Annotated in this window: 13 protein-coding genes; 12 read left to right on the forward strand and 1 reads right to left on the reverse strand. The window is 42.2% G+C overall.

The features are described 5' to 3' along the window. Positions 1-406: zinc ribbon domain-containing protein (locus AS141_RS23140; protein WP_157243559.1), on the forward strand; the 406-nt coding region annotated here is incomplete at its 5' end. Between the two features lie 16 nt (positions 407-422). Here the strand turns inward: AS141_RS23140 and AS141_RS23145 are convergent. Then, complete coding sequence (locus AS141_RS23145) at positions 423-1,127, reverse strand: 2OG-Fe(II) oxygenase (protein ID WP_057940092.1); 705 nt, start codon at positions 1,125-1,127, stop codon at positions 423-425. A 439-nt stretch (positions 1,128-1,566) separates the two neighbouring features. On the opposite strand from AS141_RS23145, the gene AS141_RS23150 reads away from it, so the two are divergent. The 11 genes from AS141_RS23150 (at position 1,567) to AS141_RS23200 (ending at position 18,734) form a co-directional block, all read left to right on the forward strand. Then, positions 1,567-2,256, forward strand: coding sequence for a head GIN domain-containing protein (locus AS141_RS23150; RefSeq protein WP_057940093.1), 690 nt, complete (start codon positions 1,567-1,569; stop codon positions 2,254-2,256). A 198-nt stretch (positions 2,257-2,454) separates the two neighbouring features. Then, positions 2,455-4,881 (forward strand): ABC transporter permease, encoded by a 2,427-nt coding sequence (locus AS141_RS23155; RefSeq protein ID WP_057940094.1) that lies wholly within the window; start codon positions 2,455-2,457, stop codon positions 4,879-4,881. A 217-nt stretch (positions 4,882-5,098) separates the two neighbouring features. Next, positions 5,099-5,794 (forward strand): head GIN domain-containing protein, encoded by a 696-nt coding sequence (locus AS141_RS23160; RefSeq protein WP_057940095.1) that lies wholly within the window; start codon positions 5,099-5,101, stop codon positions 5,792-5,794. A gap of 432 nt (positions 5,795-6,226) precedes the next feature. Next, positions 6,227-6,469: a type II toxin-antitoxin system HicA family toxin gene (locus tag AS141_RS23165; protein ID WP_057940096.1), complete on the forward strand. Its 243-nt coding sequence runs from the start codon at positions 6,227-6,229 to the stop codon at positions 6,467-6,469. Further along, complete coding sequence (locus AS141_RS23170; protein ID WP_057940097.1) at positions 6,466-6,807, forward strand: type II toxin-antitoxin system HicB family antitoxin; 342 nt, start codon at positions 6,466-6,468, stop codon at positions 6,805-6,807. Before AS141_RS23165 ends, AS141_RS23170 begins: the two co-directional genes overlap by 4 nt. A 446-nt stretch (positions 6,808-7,253) precedes the next feature. After that, complete coding sequence (locus AS141_RS23175) at positions 7,254-8,585, forward strand: cytochrome ubiquinol oxidase subunit I (RefSeq protein ID WP_057940098.1); 1,332 nt, start codon at positions 7,254-7,256, stop codon at positions 8,583-8,585. 9 nt (positions 8,586-8,594) lie between these two features. After that, a complete protein-coding gene (locus AS141_RS23180; RefSeq protein ID WP_057940099.1) occupies positions 8,595-9,605 on the forward strand; it encodes a cytochrome d ubiquinol oxidase subunit II in 1,011 nt (336 codons plus the stop codon). A gap of 351 nt (positions 9,606-9,956) precedes the next feature. Continuing rightward, positions 9,957-10,889: a DUF4097 family beta strand repeat-containing protein gene (locus tag AS141_RS23185; RefSeq protein WP_057940100.1), complete on the forward strand. Its 933-nt coding sequence runs from the start codon at positions 9,957-9,959 to the stop codon at positions 10,887-10,889. 176 nt (positions 10,890-11,065) lie between these two features. Then, entirely contained in the window at positions 11,066-13,522 is a 2,457-nt protein-coding gene (locus AS141_RS23190) for an ABC transporter permease (RefSeq protein WP_057940101.1), read from the forward strand. A 226-nt stretch (positions 13,523-13,748) separates the two neighbouring features. Continuing rightward, on the forward strand, positions 13,749-16,109 hold the full coding sequence (locus AS141_RS23195) for an ABC transporter permease (protein ID WP_057940102.1): 2,361 nt from the start codon (positions 13,749-13,751) through the stop codon (positions 16,107-16,109). A 195-nt stretch (positions 16,110-16,304) separates the two neighbouring features. Continuing rightward, positions 16,305-18,734, forward strand: coding sequence for an ABC transporter permease (locus tag AS141_RS23200; protein WP_057940103.1), 2,430 nt, complete (start codon positions 16,305-16,307; stop codon positions 18,732-18,734). Positions 18,735-18,837: the final 103 nt, after the last annotated feature.

The following is an 18,837-nucleotide window of genomic DNA, read 5'->3' on the forward strand; positions in this document are numbered from 1 at the left end:
CCATTGCCTTGCACAGGCAATGGGCGATGTTTCGTTGGGTGCATTTTACAGTATGCTTGAATATAAGTCCAATTGGAACGATAGGGCATTCGTTAAAATCGACCGATGGTTCCCATCAAGCAAAAGCTGTTCAACCTGTGGATGGATAAAACAAGACTTAACCCTTTCCATAAGAGCGTGGGTCTGTGGATCTTGTGGTGAGATTCATGATAGGGATGTCAATGCGGCAAAGGAGAACATCTTAACACAAGGTATAAACGTATTGTCTGGTTGTGGGATACAGTCGGACACAAAACAAAAACGGGATGAGGCGTTGCCATTGGGCGAGTCTATGATCCCCGAAGCCCAACCCATCGGCTCCGGCCGTGGGTGGGTAATTCACCTAGTAAATCTCGGGCACTTATAGCACTATGTAGTATCATTTAACTCAAGGCATCGTGAAAAATTATTCCCAGCGTATGTCTTTCACCTGCAAGAACCTCACTGATTCCATGTTTCATATTTACCCGATAATAGCCCTTCGAACCTTTCACAGGACGAAAATTAGTTGTGAAAATCAGCATATCACCTTTTTTTGGTTTTAATACGGTAGCTTTTGATTGTGCCCGGGGAGTTTGTTGGGTCAATACAAATTCACCTCCTTTGAAATCCTTATCAGGTTGATTTAAAAACAGGACAACTTGTATCGGAAAGTATATATCCCCATACAAATCTTGATGTAAGGTATTGTACCCGCCTTTACCGTATTTCAATATCAAAACGGTTGCTTTTTCTTGGCCATGTGAATGGCACTGCTCCAGAAGTTGCTGGTGGGTATCCGGAAATATCTTTTCTATTTTTAATGCCTTCATCCAAAGGTTTGCAATAGATGCAAGTTTGGGGTAGACACTTTCTCTGATACTTTGTATGGGGTCGGGCAATGGATAATTGAAGTATTTGTATTCGCCTAATCCAAATCTGTAACGTTCCATCACTACTGTTTTTCTGTACAATTGATGGGTGTTGTACCCTCTTATCAGTTCATCGCACTGATCGTTTGTGAGAAGGTTTGGCACTATGGTAAACCCCTTTTCGTGCATTTGCTCAGCTATTTCCAACCAATTAAAGGAAGCTATTTTTTCTTTCATTGTATCGTATTTGATAATTCTCCATAAGCTACTATTACTGTCCTGAGCAGGCAGGAGGTGTCCATGGATACTATTGCAGTTATATTTTTAATTTTCTTTCCGGCAACTGTATTCCCGGTTCAACTGATGCTGCCTGTGATGAAATCTACGTTGTGTCTGATTTTTTGCATTTCTGTTTGCGCTGATATGAATACAAAGGTTCACCGGATGACATGAAGATAAAACCCGAAACTTGCTCACTTCATACTGCATTTGCTCGCATCTTTTTGGCTAGAACTACCATCAACAGAAATGATAGGTGTTCGCCTGCGAACAAAACACTGTTCCTTCGGACAGGATAAAAATGTGAAATACTGTTAATTAAGCCTCGCAGGCTTTTTTTGGCATTGGCACAATCTCTGAAAAAGTACCGGAAGAATATGACTGAATCCAATTTGCTATGAACTTCTCTAAAATCTCCGCCTTTGTCCTTCTACTTTTCCTGTTGGGCACTACAGCACAGGCACAATCCGAAACCCATACTCCAGGAGCCTTCACCGGGGTGGAATCCAGTGGAAGCTGGAATGTTTACATCACTATCGGCTCCAAAGATGAGGTAAGACTGGAGTCCAATGGTTTTGACCTCAGTAAAGTGATCACAGCCGTGAACAACGGTAAGCTGGAAATCAAACTGGAGAAAGGAAACTACAGAAATGTCAATTTTGATGCTTATGTGACGGTGCGGGAACTGGAAAATATAGGTTCGGGTGGATCTGGCGATATGATCGTAGAATCAGCTATTAACTCAGACAGATTGAATATCGGCCAATCCGGAAGCGGAAATTTGAAATTAAAAACCATAAATGTAGGCTCACTCCATGTGGGTATGAGTGGCTCCGGAAATTTGTTTATAGAAGGCGGGAATGCTGACACTGCCGATATCGGCCAGTCTGGATCAGGAGATTTCAACGGATTGGAAGTAATGGCTAATTCGGTTAAAATAGGCAAATCTGGATCTGGCGACACTTCCATTGGAGCAAGCGAAAAATTAACTGTGGGCTCTTCTGGCTCCGGAAATGTGTATTACAAAGGCGATCCTGACAATAAGAAAATAGCAAGCTCTGGCTCAAGCAAGGTGATTAAGAAGTAGTAAGAGCCAAGACACTTAGGTGAAAAATAGGACGTGAGGTTTGAACTATGCAAACTAATGGAAAAAGACTTCGACTTACATGCCTTTGGCAGTCTAAAAGCTCAGGCTGACACAACTTACTAAAGGCTCCATATCAACTTTACAATCTTGAGGTTTTACCATCTTCCAATCCTTAATTAATCTTTCAATCCAAACAATATGCTCAGAAACTACCTTAAAATATTGATCAGAAATACACGGAAAAATCCACTCTACATGTTTATCAATGTGTTTGGACTTGCCGTGGGAATGGCCGTGAGCATCCTTATATTCCTTTTTGTACAGCATGAACTGAGCTACGACACTTACAACGTCAAATCGGAGAGAATATATAGAATTTCCAGAAGTTGGAGTAATGCCAATGGGGAGGTGAGCTTGCATCTAGGTCATTTGGCTCCACCTTTCGGGCCATTGATCAAGGCGGACTTTGAAGATCAGGTAGAAGAGGTTGTCAGGTTTTTTAATGCAGGGCTTCTGATTAAATCCGGTGAGAACTCGTTTGTGGAAGATGAGTTTTTCTTTGCGGATCCAGAAGTGTTTGATGTGTTTTCCTGGAGAATGCTGGAAGGAGATCCGAAAACTAGCCTTATGGAGTCAGATGGAGTTCTGATCTCTGAGGATATGGCCAGAAAATATTTTGGGGATACAAAGGTCATAGGAAAGGAGTTCTTGGCAGAAGTGGATGGTATGACTATGACGTTCCAGGTTCGTGGGGTTTTTGAGAATATTCCTGACAACTCGCACATGCACCCGGATTTTATAGCATCTATGAATCCTGTGGTTCAGTTTTATGGTGGGTTGGAGCCGTTTATGAAGAATTTTGGTTCCAATAATTTTTCTACTTATGTCTTAGTGAAAGAAGGTTATGATTTCAAAGCCTTGGAGTCTCAGTTGCCGGCAATGATTGACCGTAATATGGGAGAAGCACAGGCAGGCATCCCGATGTCCAAAACAACAGCTTTAACCCTTTGGCCACTTGAAGATATCCATCTTTATTCCAACCTGGATTCGGAGATTGAGGCTAACAGTAATATAGACTACGTGTATATTTATCTGGCGGTCGCTCTGTTTATCCTGCTGATTGCCTGCATCAACTTTATGAATTTATCCACTGCCAGATCATCGATGAGGTCTATGGAAGTCGGCTTGCGCAAAGTGATGGGAGCGGACAAAAGCCGCCTGATCAGGCAGTTTATGGGAGAGTCGATAATGATGACGATTATTTCCATGATTTTCGCGCTTGTCTTGGTGTATTTATTTTTACCTGTTTTTTCCAATTTTACGGGCAAAGAACTTAGTCTCAACTTCCTGCAAAACCCTGAGTATATTTTAGCCTTAATTGGACTGGTGGCAATTGTGGGGTTGATCTCCGGAAGCTATCCTGCCTTGTTTCTTTCTGGTTTTTCTCCTGCCAAAGTACTAAAAGGGGCTTTCAAAGCGGGGAAAGGCCATGAGAAGTTCAGAGCTGTATTGGTAGTAGGGCAATTTGCGATATCCGTTGTGCTGATTGTAGCGGTACTTGTGGTAGTAAGGCAATTGGATTTTATGCAAAGCAAGGATCTTGGATTTGAAAAAGAGGACATTGTACTGCTTCCCTCCAGCCCTTCCATTGAAGAAAATTATTTGATACTCAAGGATAGGTTGGAGAGGCACCAAGGAATCAAATCTGTCAGTATTTCCAGCCGGGCACCATCCGGAAGACTGTTGGATTCCCAAGGAGGTACTGCGGAAGTCGATGGTGAAATGAGCCAACTCAACGTGCGGGTAGCGGATATCGAAGTCAGTCATAATTTCCTGGACACCTATGGAATTCCGATTGTGGCGGGAAGAGACTTTGACTATAATCTGGCAAGTGATTCTACAGAGGCCTTTATTTTGAATGAAGTTGCGGTCAGAGAGATAGGTTGGGCAAATCCGGAAGAAGCCATCGGTAAAAAATTCCTGTATGGCGGGCGACGTGGTTTTGTGACAGGTGTAATGAAGAATTTTCATTTTGAATCCTTACACCAACCGATTGTGCCTATCGTATTTATGGTTTCCCAAGACAGGAATAACCAGGTTAGCCTGAAGATAGATTCTGAAAACAAGGAACAGACCTTAGCATACTTAAAAGAGGAATGGGCCGCTTTAAGACCGGACTTTCCCTTCGAACCGACCTTTGTGGATGAAGGATTCAACAGACAATATGAAGCTGAAGAACGCGTCAAAGTCATCTTCACCTTTTTCTCTGGATTAGCGGTAATTATATCCATATTGGGCTTATTAGGTTTGACTACCTTCGCTACCCAGCAGCGGACACGCGAAATCGGCATAAGAAAAGTGATGGGTGCAGAAACCATGAATATCCTGATTTTGCTGGGTAAGGACTTCATAAAGTTGGTTTTAATTGGATTTCTGATCGCCATACCTATTTCCTGGTTTGGAATGTCCAGTTGGCTAGAGGATTTTGCCTATAAGATCGGAATTAGCTGGACCGTGTTCCTGTGGGCTGGTTTGATAGCAGGAGCAATCGCCGCGCTCACCGTGATGTCCCAGTCACTAAAAGCGGCCTGGGCAGACCCAGTCAAGAGCATTAAGAGTGAGTGATATTTCAGTATCAAATAGCAAAATAGTAGAGTCAAGGGCCATGTATTAAAAAAAGGCGAAATTTAGATGTTAGTGCAACCTTGTGATGAATAACTGCATCTAATAATAGGAGGATAGAATTTATAGCTTTTTTAAAGCTAGCACTTTACCACCTTTTAACTTTATAACCACTAAATTTTCCGGTTTTAAAATTTCACAATCTTTCAATTACAATACAATGAAAACCTATTCAAAACTTATCGCGTTTGCAGTCTCTGCTTTGGTGATGGCATCCTGTGTACAGGCACAACAAACAGAAACCAGAACTCCTGGGCATTTTACCAAAGTACATTCCGGAGGTAGCTGGGAGGTAATCCTGACTGAAGGAAACAAAGATGAAATAAAAATAGAAGCCAGAGGGGTGAGTATGGACAAAGTCCGGACCGAGATTGATGGGGATGTATTGAGTTTGGGATTGGTGAAAGGAAATTATAACAACGTGAAGTTGAAGTTCTACGTCACCTACCAAGAACTGGAAGGAGTAAAATGTTCTGGCTCTGGAACTATGGAGGTGAATTCTCCTGTGCGCTCAGAAGAGTTTTATGCAGCTCTTTCCGGATCAGGCGATATCATGATGGACATGCTTGAGGCGGAAGAGCTTTCTGTTTCTATATCTGGTTCTGCTGACCTTAAGATCAAGGGAGGAGCGATAGATCAGGCTGAAATCAAACAATCCGGCTCCGGTGATTTTCACGGGGAAAACCTTGCAATCGGTGTTTTGGAAGTAAGCAAGTCAGGTTCTGGTGATACGCATGTAGGTGATCTAGGCAAAGTATCGCTAAGCGCTTCAGGATCTGGAGACGTGATTTACTCTGGTTCTCCCACTATAGGGGATATTAGAACTTCAGGTTCAAGTAGTTTAAGAAAACGGTGAATCTTAAAAGCCTATTTTTCAATCCCTCAAGCGAAAGTTCGAGGGATTTTTTCTGAAAGTATTAATGGTTTAAGCAGTGAAATTAAAGTGCTAAAAGCCCTAGCTATTAAAGCCCAGCTCGACAGAGCTGGGCAATAGAGAAGATAGATTCCGCAAAGGGTGCTTCTACTGTATTACTTTTTATGATGGAATTGGATGCCTGAAAACCAGAGTTATCAAAGCCTATCCCATCGGGATGGATGAGCAATCTATAACTTTGGCGCAAGCCACATGACTTGTGCAAGGAGGCTATACAGTCTTAGAACCGCCCATTTATAATGCTAGTAGAAGTCCAAAGACTTCATATCGAAGGTTTAAGGCGTCAGACTTAAACCAGATTAGTTAGGTTTAAAAAATTTGGAAAATGCAACTAAATTCAGTTACTTTGAGTTTATGTCTAAGAAGGAAAAACTGATCGTCAGGTTTTTGGGCGTGCAATCAGACTTTCATTATGACGAGATGGTTAAACTGCTTGGGTACTTTGGTTTTAAGGAAGTAAAGAAAGGCAAGACCTCTGGTTCGAGGGTGAAATTCGAGAACGATGAAGGGATTCCTGTTATGCTTCACAAACCTCATCCAAGCGGAATCATGAAACAATATCAAATGAAACAGGTCAAGGAACTATTGGAGTTATGAAAAATCTGGAATACAAAGGGTATACGGGCAGCATTGAGTACAGTCCTGAGGATAGTCTGCTCTATGGGAAAGTGTTGGGAATCAGGGGGATTATATCCTACGAAGGAGAGACCGGAAAATATCTTGAAGAGGATTTTAGAGAGGCCGTAGATGCTTATCTGGCTGATTGTAAGGAAGCGGGGAAATCTCCTGAGAAGCCGTTTAAAGGCAGTTTCAATGTAAGGATACCGGCTACCTTGCATCAAAGGGCTGCTATATTGGCCATGGAGGCCAAGACCTCCCTGAACAACTTTGTGGCCGAAGCGATCCGATATAGGGTCGACAAAGAACCTGCCTGATTATTTTGTCAAATTCAAAGCAGAATTCATCGATGAAATAGAAAATATCCGTATTTTTTTTCATCTGAATTCTCACTTTTTTGCAGTGGATTTAAAGGGCCGAAAGCCCAAGCTATTAAAGCCCAGCTCGATAGAGCTGGGCAATAGAAAAGACAAAAACTCGCCATAAGCTCTGAAAGAGCGGAATCCGACGTACGCATGTTTCTTTAACCACAAATATTCCGCAAAGGGCTCGGCTACTATTTTTAATGATGAATGCCGAGTATTCAAAGTTGAATAATGAGATGACAGTTGACACTAGGGAATAGGCTGAATCTTGAGGTAAATTTCATGAAATTAACTTCCAATTTGACGAACTAATCCGGTCGTAATTGCGTCATTGACTAGAGAACCTTAACAGTTTTTCATGGAAGTTTTTCCTTCAAAAACCAATTGCTTGTAGTCCTATGGATGATCTTTTTGCCGCCAGATCCCAAATGGCCCTTTCGCTGGGATTTCACATTATTTTTGCCTGCATAGGGATGGTGATGCCTTTTTTCATGGCGACCTCACATTTCAAATTTCTTAAGACAAAAGATCCTGTTTATAAGGATCTCACTAAAGCCTGGAGCAAGGGCGTGGCAATTTTCTTTGCCACGGGTGCCGTGTCAGGTACCATGCTTTCCTTTGAATTGGGTTTGCTTTGGCCAGAGTTTATGCTTCATGCCGGCCCTATATTCGGAATGCCTTTTTCCCTGGAAGGAACGGCATTTTTTATTGAAGCGATTGCGCTGGGATTTTTCCTGTATGGCTGGGGTAAATTTAACCCTTGGTTTCACTGGTTTACAGGTGTAATTGTGGGAATCAGCGGCTTGGCCTCAGGGATTTTGGTAGTGGCGGCAAATGGTTGGATGAACAGTCCAAGTGGTTTTGATTATGTGAATGGGGAATTCCTCAATATTGATCCTATCGCGGCCATGTTTAACGATGCATGGTTTACCCAATCGCTACACATGACATTGGCTGCTTTTGCGGCGACAGGATTTGCTGTGGCGGGAATCCACGCTTATTTATTAATGAAAGGAGAGAATAAGACCTTTCACAAGAAAGCATTTACCATCGCCATAGTTTTTGGAGCCATTGCTGCAGTCCTTCAGCCTATTTCAGGGGATATTTCTGCAAAAGATATTGCAATTCGGCAGCCTGCGAAATTGGCGGCCATGGAAGCGCATTACCATACTGAACAGAGCGCGGATTTGATCATCGGAGGAATTCCCGATGAGGAAGCCAAGGAGGTGAATTATGCCCTTCGTATTCCCGGAGCCCTGAGCTTTCTGGCGCATGGGGATTTTGATGCTGAGGTGAAAGGCTTGGATCAGTTTGCTGAGGAGCATCATCCTCCGGTTACGGTCACGCACTTTGCCTTTCAGATTATGGTAGGCTTGGGAATGATTCTGGTTGGCTTGAGTTTGCTGTATTTCATTTCCAGTTGGAAAAAGAAAAGCTGGCAGGCTCAGCCCTGGTTTTTATGGCTTTTCGCTTTAGCTACCCCCTTGGGATTTATAGCCCTGGAAGCTGGATGGACGGTGACTGAGGTGGGAAGGCAGCCTTGGATCATCTATGAGATCATGCTGACCAAAGATGCGGTGACACCTATGCCGGGTATCCGATATTCCTTCTACATCTTTACAGCGATTTATCTTTCCCTTTCTGCAATTGTTGGCTTCTTGCTCGTGCGGCAGATTAAGGCAGTTTCTCAAAAGCCACCCTTGAAACACAGTACATCCGCCGACTCTTAACCTGATCTTATGCTGTACGTTGTCATCATTTTTCTTTGTTTATCCCTGGTCATGTACGTGATCTTGGGCGGGGCTGACTTCGGGGCCGGAATACTGGAACTATTCACTCCTTCTAGTATGCGGGATAGATTTCGGGACACTACTTATAAGACCATTGGGCCAATCTGGGAGGCCAATCATATGTGGCTGATTATTACCATTGTAATCCTTTTTGTAGGTTTTCCACGGATCTACACTATGCTTTCGGTTCATTTGCATATTCCACTGGCACTGATGCTGATTGGGATTATCGGCAGGGGAACTGCCTTTGTTTTTAGGCATTATGATGCCTATCAGGATGAAATGCAGAAAGTTTACAATCTCATTTTTACCTATTCCAGCTTTATTACCCCATTATTTCTGGGGCTGACTTTCGGAGCAGCGGTGGGTGGAGAAATCGATCCTGAGGCCAGGACTTTTTACGGGGCATATATCCATCCTTGGTTTAACCTTTTTAGCCTGGCAGTTGGACTGTTCACGGTGGCAATTTGTGGATTTTTGGCAGCAGTTTTCTTGGTAGGAGAGGCTAGAAAGGTGGAGGTTCGAAACCTTATTATTAAAAAAGCAAAGCTTTTTATGATTTTGGCTGTAGTGGCAGGGGGATTGGTTTTTATTTCTTCTATCATCGAGGATGTGCCTTTAGTAGATTTAATTCTGACCGAATGGATTACCATCGGGGTATTGCTTCTTGCAACTGGGGCCATGATTTTGCTATGGTTTAAGTTGGGAAAAGGAAATCGGAAGCTGGATCGATTTCTAGGAGGATTTATAGTTTCGGCTATATTACTGGCTTTTGGTTACCATTACTATCCGGATATTATTATCGTAAAAGCTGGAGAAAATCTTTCGCTGTTTAATTCAGCTGCACCCGAGAACTCCATTTCTTCACTGGCTTGGGCATTGATGATCGGGAGTGTGTTTATTCTGCCAGCACTTTTTTATTTACTGTATAGTTTTCAGAAACCGAAGGTGTTGGAATAGCATACTAGATCGGCAAGCAATCCTGTCTGTCGAGAGTAGGAATCTCCAAGTTTTTAAGATTTGCAAATGACGATATACTGGGGCTTGGATAATCTTTGAGATTAAACCCCTAAAGGTTAGGGCTTCAATCCTTACAAATAGCGAATGATAAAGTATTATAAAGCAGTGTAACCTTACAACCTTCTATCCTACAACTTTTTTCCTTTTGCCCGAGAGCGAACAAAACTGTCCGAGAAAAATTGTGAATGAATCAAGAATGTCCATTTACAGCCGGATTTCATCATTTTTTTTAATGGCATGCTAATGGGAATTAGAGACTCATTATCAACAGTGAATCTTACTCCCACACGTATGAAACTCTCAAAAATAGCCTCAGCATCCCTGCTTATAGTTTTGTTATCTGTACAGTTCGCGGCTTTTTCAGCGGATTTCAAGGTAGATCCCTACCTCACTAAAGAGTTCACAATCAAGGGTTCAGGTAATCTCAAAGTAGAAACCTCAGGTTCCTCAGTTGCTGTCACCGGTGCAGGAGGAAATCAAGTGATCGTCGATATGTATGTGAAGCTGAATGGACGGGAAATAGAAATTGAAGACGCGGAAGTAGAACGGGAACTGGACAACTATAACCTGGATATCAGCCAGAGTGGAAATACTATTTCTGTAATCGTGAAAAAGAGAAATAACAGCAGTCGAAATAAATTGAATCTATCATTCAAGATCCAGGTACCTACCGAAATGTCTTCCCAATTTCAATCCAGCGGAGGATCGATTTCAGTTGATGGGTTAAACGGAGAGCAGGAGATAGCAACCAGTGGAGGAAGCATCCAAGTGGTAAACAGCAGCGGATACGTGAATACACACAGTTCCGGGGGCTCTTTTAGACTTGAAAACTTCGAAGGAAATGTAGATGTGCAGACTAGTGGAGGTTCGATAAAGGTAAACCAGCTTACCGGTGATCTGAAAGTGAATACTTCTGGAGGCAGCGTCAATTTAGCGGATATCAATGGTAGCATTTCAGCAAATACCAGCGGGGGATCTATCCGGGCCGAGCTTTCCAATGTGGAGAAAGAACTTACCATGAAGAGCAGTGGGGGAAGCATTACCGCGGTTGTTCCGGATGGTTTGGGCCTTGACCTTGATCTTAGTGGAGGAAGGGTAAATTCTAAACTTTCCAATTTCAGCGGAGAAGTCAAAAAGGATAGAATTCTGGGTAAAATCAATGGAGGAGGGGTTCCGGTAACCATGCAGAGCTCCGGTGGAAGTATCAATCTGGAGTTTAATTAGTATTGAGTATAAAGTAACAAGGCTTAAGTGTTTAGTGTCTAGACTGCTAAAGCCCAGTATAAGGGAAAGCCTTCGATGTCAGGAATAAGGAAGGTTGAAAGCCACTCTTTTAACTTTCCAACATTAAAAACTTCACCACTTTCCAACTTTTAATACCAATATTTTAATTTTCAATCATGTTCAAAACCTACCTGAAAATAGCCTGGAGAAGCCTGAAGAAGAATAGGTTGGTGTCGTTCATCAATATTCTGGGACTGGCATTGGGTATAGCTACATGCTTGGTGATTAGTCTGTATGTGATTGAGGAATTTAGCTATGACCGTTTTTTTACAAATTCAGAGCGGATTTTCAGAGTTACCCTAGATGCTAGGATTGGAGAGCAAGCGCTTAAGGAAGCCAGCGTAATGGCTCCTGTCGCAGAAACTTTTAAAGAGGAAATACCTGAGGTAGAAATAAGCACCAGAGTCTTGAATCTACATTCCAATACTAAAGTCAGGATTGGGGAGAAGGTTATCAGAAAAGGCAATACGGCTTTTGTGGATCCTAATTTCTTCGAAGTTTTTGACCTACCATTTACTAGCGGAGACCCTGCCACCGCACTTGCTAAGCCTAACTCGATAGTACTTACAAAAGTACAAGCTACCGCTCTTTTTGGAAAGCAAAACCCCATTAATCAGGCAATCAAACTGGAAGGGATTGGGCACTATTCAGGCCAATATATAGATTTGTCCGGGGATTATACTGTCACCGGGATAATCGAAAACATCCCTGAAAATTCCCATTTCGATTTTGCTATGCTTGCATCTATGCTGGGTAATCCGGATTCCAAAAATCAAAGCTGGCTCTCAGGAAATTACATCACCTACTTGCTGCTGGATAGAGGCGCGAATGCTGATCAAGTGGAAGCTAAATTTCCTGTGCTTACCAAAAAATATATGGAGGATCAGATGAAGCAAGGTTTGGGACTTGGTTTTGATGAGTTCTTTGAAAAAGGAAACCACGTCTATCTAAAACTTCAGGCGCTTACGGATATTCATCTGACTAATCAGTTTGCAGGAAAAGGCGACTTTGAAGCTGGGGGAGATATGCAGACGGTATTGATTTATTGTGCTATTGCAGTTTTTATGTTGCTGGTTGCCTGTATCAATTTCATGAATCTTTCTACTGCCGGGGCCTCTCAACGGGCTAAGGAAATAGGAGTTCGTAAAGTCATGGGATCCGGCAAGCAGGATCTTATCTTTCAGTTTTTGTCAGAATCACTTATTGCTGTTTGCATTGCTATGGTTTTAGGGATTTTGCTGGCCAAACTAGCACTTCCGTTTTTCAATGATTTTGCTGACAAATCCCTTTCACTTGCGTTCTTATTCCAACCTATAGTTCTCCTTTCCCTTATTGCCCTCATTCTTCTGGTCACACTGATGGCAGGCGGGTATCCTGCATTCTTTCTTTCCGCATTTCAGCCTATAGAATCCTTGAAGAAGAAAATTTCCAGAAGCAATAGAAGCGGTTTGAGAAGTAGTCTTGTAGTATTTCAATTCTCGGTTTCAGTGGTACTGATCATCGGTACTCTGGTGGTTTCCCAACAGATGAATTACATCCAGAATAAAGACCTGGGTTATGATAAAGAGCAATTGATTGTCCTGCGGGATGCGGGACTTTTGGGAGAGCATCTGGATGTATTCCGGGATAGACTGAAATCAGATCCTCGGATTAAAAATGTCACTAAATCCGCCTTTATACCCTCTGGCCCAACTGATACAAACAGCCAAAATCTGGTAACGGATGAATCCACGTCAAGCACTTTACGGATGATCCAATATGGGATTGATGAAGAATATATCCCTACACTTGGGATGGAAATGGTGGCTGGGAGAAATTTCTCCTTAGGGCTAGGTTCGGAAGAGAATAACATAATTATCAATCAGACTGCAGCCAAGAAACTGGGGATCGAGGATGATCCGATAGGACAGGTTTTTGAAAAAAGAACCGATAACCAAGGTGGTAGAGAAGAGGTGAAAATTGTGGGGGTAGTGAAGGATTTTGTGGCCAGATCCCTTAGAGAACCTATTAAGCCTCTGATGATGGTTTACAATCCCTACTATAGTCTGATCCTCAAAGTAGAAAAATCGGAGCTTCAGCCTTTGCTCTCAGACATGGAGCAAACCTGGAATGGCTTTAATACAGGAGAGGCTTTTCACTATGCTTTTTTGGATGAATTGTATAATGAGACCTACCTACAGGAGGCGAAGATGGGCTCTTTCCTTACGGTGCTTTCCCTGATGACAATTTTCGTAGCATGTTTAGGTTTGTTTGGGTTGGTGACTTTTACTGCTGAGCAGCGGATCAAAGAAATCGGTATCCGAAAAGTATTGGGTTCTACTGTACATCAAATAGTTGCAATGCTCGCCAAGGACTTTATCAAGCTGGTCGGAATTTCCTTGATCATAGCCTTCCCCGCAGGCTATTTCTTTATGGATATGTGGCTTGAGAATTTTGCTTACCATATCGATATAGCCTGGTGGATTTATGCCTTGGCGGCGGGCATTACCCTGCTTATTGCTTTCGGTACAGTCTGTCTTAGAAGCGTAAAAGCGGCATTGATGAACCCGGTGGATAGTCTGAAAAGTGAATGAGATGAGTATTAAGTAGCTAGTATCAAGACATAGAATTTAAGATGTTTGAACCAAGATTTGAGAAAATAGATATCAGACAAGATAATTTAAGAGAGCAATGATTACCCGCCAACCCGTGGAACAATATAACCTTAAAACTTAACCACTTTCCAATTTTACAATCTTACCACTTCTTTGCACCTAATCTTCCAATCTTTCAATTTTCAACTATTTCAATCCTCTCAAAATGCTCAAAAACTACTTTAAAATCGCCTGGAGGAATATAGTCCGAAGCAAAGGATATGCTCTTATAAATATTGGTGGATTAAGTATAGGAATGGCTTCTGCAATTCTGATTCTTCTATGGGTGCAGAATGAAGTAAGTATGGATAGGAATCATCCTAAGTCCGACCGTATTTACAAAACGTACAATAGAGACACCTTCAGTGGGGAACGTTGGGTATGGGGCTCATCACCAAAAATTTTGGGTCCCACCCTTAAAAAGGATTATCCGGAAGTAGAGCAGGCGGTGAGAATTAATAATGCCAATTTCCTCTTTACAATAGGAGATAAGAAATCTAACGAATCAGGGGTCTTTGTCGATCCTGAGTTCTTGGATGTTTTTGATTTTCCTGTGCTTGAAGGGAATAGTTCCACTGCCTTGGGTGATCCCTATAACATGGTGGTGACTGAAGATTTTGCCAGGAAGCTTTTTGGTGAGCAAGACGCTGTGGGCCAAACAGTAAAAATCGACAGTACTGATATTTTTACAGTAACTGCAGTGCTGGAGAACATCCCCAATACTACCCGCTTTCAGTCGGATTTTTTTCTCTCCTGGGAATACATGAAGAAACTGGGCTGGGATGACGAATGGTGGGGAAACAATTCCGTGGAGACCTTTGTCTTACTTACAGAGAATGCCTCTCTGGAGTCATTTAATGAAAAAATAGAAAGCATTACCAAGGAGCATACAAATGGGGAATCTTCCACAGAAGTTTTTACCTATCCACTCTCGCAAATCCACCTCTACGGCAAAAGCGAGAATGGCAGGCTTGTAGGAGGCCGGGTGGTGACGGTGCGGATGTTTGCATTTATCGCCGTGTTTATTCTTGTCATTGCATGTATCAACTTTATGAATCTCAGTACAGCCCGAAGTGAAAAGAGGGCAAAAGAAGTGGGTTTGAGAAAAGTGGTAGGCGCAAGAAAAACATCACTAATAGCACAGTTTATAGGAGAAAGTACATTGATCGCCTTTATTGCAGGGATTTTAGCAATTCTAATTGTTGAGCTGACTCTGCCATCTTTCAATACGTTGGTCGATAAGCAGCTTTTTATTTCCTATGGCAGTTACGTTTTCTGGTTGCAATTGATTGGTTTTATATTGCTCACAGGGCTTCTGGCAGGAAGTTATCCTGCATTCTTTCTTTCCTCATTCAGCCCTGTGAATGTCTTGAAAGGCACGTTCAGATCTGCCGCATCTGCGGTTAATCCACGCAAAATATTGGTAGTGTTGCAGTTCAGCTTTGCCATCGTGCTTATAGTCTCCACCATCATCATCCAGCGTCAGATCAGCCATGCCCAAAAAAGGGAGCTGGGTTATGATAGGGACAACCTTATCTATGTAATGATGCAAGGTGACATTGAGAAACACTATGGCGCCATCAAACAATCTCTGCTTAACAGTGGGGCTGTCCAGGCAATGACTAAGTCTATGAGCCCGATCACCCAGCGTTACAGCGACGGTTGGGGCTATTCTTGGGAGGGCAGCACCCCGGAAGATGAGAAACTTGATTTCATCAGATTCAGTACAGATGCAGATTTCATGAAAGTGATGGGAACTGAGTTGGTTGAGGGAAGGGATATCGATATCCATCAGTTTCCAAGTGATTCGACTGCCATTTTGTTAAATGAAACTGCTGTGAGAAAAATGCGATTGGAAAATCCACTTGGACAGATCGTATCTGACGGAGATGACAACTACACTGTTGTAGGTGTTATTAAGGATTTTATTTTTGAATCCCCCTATGATCCCGTCAATCCTTTAATGGTATTTGGGCCTTCTTCCTGGTTTGGTGTGGTACATATACGCCTCAAAGCAGACCAGCCTGTCGCTGAGAATATCGCTTCAATTCAGGGAGTTTTTGAGGACTTCAATCCAAATTTCCCCTTCGAATATCATTTTGTAGATGAGCAATACGCAAGGAAATTCAATGATACTAGGCGTACCGCCAGCCTCTCAATACTTTTCACCATACTTACTATTGTGATTTCCTGTCTAGGGTTATTTGGCCTTTCCACTTATATGGCTGCAAATCGGATCAAGGAAATCGGCGTGCGAAAAGTATTGGGGGCAAGTGTGGGAAGTATCTCTTTATTGCTTTCCAAGGATTTCTTAAAGCTTGTCGGGATCGCGTTTCTCCTGTCCGTTCCGGTGGCTTGGTACGTCATGGATCAATGGCTTGAAAATTATCAATACAGTGTGGGGATAGAATGGTGGGTGTTTTTCGCCACAGGTACGGCTACGATGCTCATTGCTTTATTTACGGTAGGGTTTCAGTCGATCAAAGCGGCTTTGACCAATCCGGCAAGAACGCTGAAGAGCGAGTAATAGTAATATCAAGTAGCAAGACGAAAGTAGCTAGATAGGATAGCCTAGAGTTAAGAACCAAGTGCCAAAAAAGAATATAGGCATGAGATAATTAAGAGAGCAATGATTACCTGTGGGCCGGTGGAATAGTATAAGTTTAAAACTTTACCACTTTCCTGCTTTACAACAACTTCTTTTTACCTAATCCTTCTGAAAATGCTCAAAAACTATATCAAAATCGCTTGGAGAAATTTCATCAATCTAAAATCCTTTGGGATTATCAATCTGGTTGGATTGACTGCGGGTACTGTCTGTAGCTTGGCTATACTTCTTTATGTTCAGTCACAATTTGGATTTGAGGAGCAGTTTGACAATTTCGAAAATATCTACAAAGTCACCACTTTTATCAACAACAGAGGAGAGTTTCCGGATTCTGAATTGATTTCAGCCAGTCCATCCATAGGGCCAGGTTTAGTAGAGGATTTTGAAGAAGTCATTCGCCAGGCGAGGGTAGTAACTATGGGTGGAGAGTTCCTTATGAAACCGGAAGGATCGGACAGGTCTTTTTTCGAATCCAATAGCTATTTGGTGGATTCTACATTTTTCGATTTGTTCAGCTTTTCCCTGATCGAAGGGAATCTGAAAACCGCTTTGAAGGAACCTAGAAGCTTGGTGCTTTCATCTGGGCTTGCTGAAAAGCTTTTTGGGAAAGGCAATTCTGCCTTTGGAAAACAAATCCAGCTTACCAGTGGTGATGATGATCTGTCTGCCAAAGTCACGGCAATTTTTGATGAAACGGTAGGTAGTACCCACTTAAACCCCAACTTCATGCTAAGTATGTCGAGTACTGGCCTGGGGAACTTTGTATTGACCAACAATGGCTGGGCAGGAAACAATTTTGTTCATACATACCTGGAACTCCATCCGGAGGCCAATCCCAATGACTTAATTAAAAAGCTACCTGATTTTTTGCAAAGACACGGCGCCGAACAGCTCAAAGCCGGGAATATGGACAAAACGTTGGGTCTGTTTCCGATTAAAGATGTAAATCTGAAATCCACCAATTTTAGCCCTCCTCTGGGCAAAATTTCTGATATCAATTACTTATATATTTTGATTGCTATTGGCTTTTTTATCCAGCTAATGGCTTGTATCAATTACATTAATCTCACTACTGCGCAGGGTATGCGTCGAGCCAAAGAAATTGGAGTGAGGAAAGTAAATGGGGCTTCTACCAAATCGCTGATGTTTCAATTCGTTACAGAATCTATCTTCTTTTCTTTGCTTGCAGTGCTGTTTGCTATTCCGATTTTGATTTTAGCACTCCCGTACTTGAATCAGTTATTTGACAGCTCACTGATTATTCAAGATATATTATCTTTTAAAATGCTGGTTTCGATATCTCTGGTTGGGTTTACAACTGGAATCATCTCGGGAGCATATCCGGCATTTTATCTTGGTATGATCAATGTGAACAAAGTCTTTAAGGTCAAAAGCCAGTCTTCTAGATCTTCTTTCTCTCTTAGGAATGGACTGGTAGTTTTTCAGTTTGCGATGGTCTTTCTTCTCATTTATGCTGTTTCGGTAGTTTCCCAACAGCTAACTCATCTAAATGAAAAAGACGCCGGATTCTCTAAGAATCAGAAATTGGTGATTCCACTTAAGACCGCTTCCGCCTCAGCTAATTATGAAACGCTTAAAACTGAATTCGAAGCATTAGCCCAGGTGAACTCAGTCTCAGCCTGCGAATTTTATCCTTCCCAAAATATTTGGTACGACAATAAGATCTTCAAAAAAGGAACTTCTGTAAGTGAAGGCAAAGTAGTCCAATTGAACATGGCAAGAGAGAACTTCTTTGAGACCATGGGAATAGAACTTCTGGAGGGAAGATCAATTGCTGAAAATGACAGTAATCAGATGGTAGTGAATGAGACGTTTTTGAAAACTTTTGGAATCGCCCAAGAAGAAGCAGTGGGAACACTATTTGACCAATGGAGCTCGGATGGAGAAGTCAGTGAGCCTTGGGAGATAGTGGGTGTAATCCAGGATTACAATTACCTGTCGTTGAAAAGTGAGATTCTTCCCGTAGCCACTTTTTATAACACCCAACTTTCTAATGCTGTGGTAAGCTTCAATGCAGAAAGCCCTACTGAATTGCTAAGCACAATCGAAGAAAACTGGCAGGCTATTAATCCAGGAGTACCATTTGAATACTCCTTTTTAGATGAGGAGATGGCCAAAGTATATGCAGAGGAAGTACGCCTAAAAAAGGTAGCCTATACCTTCACCAGCCTTGCTATTTTGATCAGTCTGTTGGGGATTTGGGGACTGGTATCCTATAGTTTGGATCAGCGGACAAAAGAAATTGGAGTTCGCAAGGTTTTGGGCGCTTCCGTCACTGAATTGACCCAGTTGCTGTCCAAAGAGTTTGTTGTTTTGGTAGTAATTTCTATAGTGATAGGGGCACCTTTGGCATACCTGGCTATGGATTCATGGCTTTCTGGATTTGCCTATAAAATTAACAATACCAGCTTCTTATTGATTACCTCGGCAATTCTTACTCTTAGTGTAAGTATAGTCACGGTCATCTATAAAACTATCAACGCTGCAAATGCGAATCCCATCGATAGTATCATGAAAGAGTAGGCGGGAAGTTTTCGAAAATTCTATACTTTGCCCGAGAGCGAACAAAATTGTTCGAGCTGTAGATTTTTGAAATTCTAAATATGCCTTTTTGAGTGTTTTGAGA

The organism is Algoriphagus resistens (genome assembly GCF_001442615.1).
Classification (GTDB): domain Bacteria; phylum Bacteroidota; class Bacteroidia; order Cytophagales; family Cyclobacteriaceae; genus Algoriphagus; species Algoriphagus resistens.